The following is a 1,255-nucleotide window of genomic DNA, read 5'->3' as shown; positions in this document are numbered from 1 at the left end:
GGGCACCGGTTACGCGTACTCGATCGCCAAGATCACCACGCAGACCTACGCCACCGTGTGCTCGTTCTCGCCGATCCCGGCGGGTTGGGTCGTCTCCGGCTCCGTCAGCACCAGCGGCTGCGCCGGCAGCGGCATCGCCTACAACATCCGCAAGGTCTGACCTTCCGCCGTCGAGGTCCTGTTCAGAGGCGACCGCCCGCGCCGCGCGGGTGCTGCCGGTCCGTTCCGCCCCGCCGGGTGTCATCCGGCGGGGCGGAACGCCGTGAAGGGGGAGTGCGGCGCGCCTGGTACGTGCGGGCGCGGAAATGCGGGCGACAGGGGCCCGTGGCGCGAGGTAGAAAGGCCGCGTCCTCCGGAAGGGACCGGGGGCGGGAGCGTCGGAGGGCGAATGCGGGCTGCGCGGTGAAGTTGAGGACCACGATCCACCGGGTCAGGACGGGGCGGGGGGAGTACCGGGTGGTGTCCGCCGTCCCGCGGGAGGGCCGGGCCGCGCTGTACGAGAGCCAGTTCTCGATGCAGTTGTACGCCGACCGCGCGGGGGCCGGGGTCCTGGCCACGGCCTGGGCGCTGGCCGCACGCTCGCGGCGCTCGCTGGTCCACCTGCCGCTCCGGGCCTGGGCCCGTGGACCGGTCGGAATGTCGGACTGGGTGCACAACGGGCTCGGGCTGGACCTCGTCCTGTTCCAGCACGGTGTGGGCCTGCCGCCCTCACGGTGGAAGGAGGTCCGGGCCCGGCTGGGCGCGGGGGCGCCGCACACCGTGGACATCCCGGAGACGGACTTCCCGGCGGAGGACGGGATCGACTACGCGCGCCACCGCCACGCCGAGTGGCGGGACGGGCTGCATTTCGCCATCGCGGCGCGGACGTTGTTCGTCTCGGGGACCGCCGAGGCGTTCCGCTGGTCGGGATCGCTGGTCAGGTCGCTCGGTACTGAGGGGCCCGCGGCGGCGGCCGGGTACTCGGGGGGCGTTCACTACTGCGTCGAGCTGGACCACGAGCCCGGTCAGAGCCGCGGGAAGGGCTTCTGGACGCAGGCGAAGACGGACCCCGGGATGCTTCACATCGAGTACGCCCCCGGCTGGCGGGCGGCCTGACGGGAGGGCACGACGGCTCCGCCCGGTCGTGCCGGGCGGAGCCGTCGGGGAGCGGTTGTCAGGCGGTGCCGAACTCACTGGACCGGACGGCGTCGACGAACGCGGCGAAGGCGTCGGCCTCGAAGACGAGCGCGGGGCCTTGGGGGTCTTTGGAGTCGCG

2 protein-coding genes are annotated in these 1,255 nt (G+C 73.5%); one reads left to right on the top strand and one right to left on the bottom strand.

Going from position 1 to position 1,255, the window contains the following annotated elements:
- The first annotated feature begins 459 nt into the window (after positions 1-459).
- Complete coding sequence (locus PUR61_RS36310) at positions 460-1,095, top strand: hypothetical protein (RefSeq protein WP_329883825.1); 636 nt, start codon at positions 460-462, stop codon at positions 1,093-1,095.
- A 58-nt stretch (positions 1,096-1,153) separates the two neighbouring features.
- Here the strand turns inward: PUR61_RS36310 and PUR61_RS36305 are convergent.
- On the bottom strand, positions 1,154-1,255 hold a 102-nt coding region (locus PUR61_RS36305), incomplete at its 5' end, for a DUF397 domain-containing protein (RefSeq protein ID WP_329883826.1).

Source organism: Streptomyces sp. BE20 (genome assembly GCF_036322525.1).
Lineage (GTDB): Bacteria > Actinomycetota > Actinomycetes > Streptomycetales > Streptomycetaceae > Kitasatospora.
Note: the sequence above shows the minus strand (reverse complement) of the source record. Positions and strands in the feature narration are given on the sequence as shown.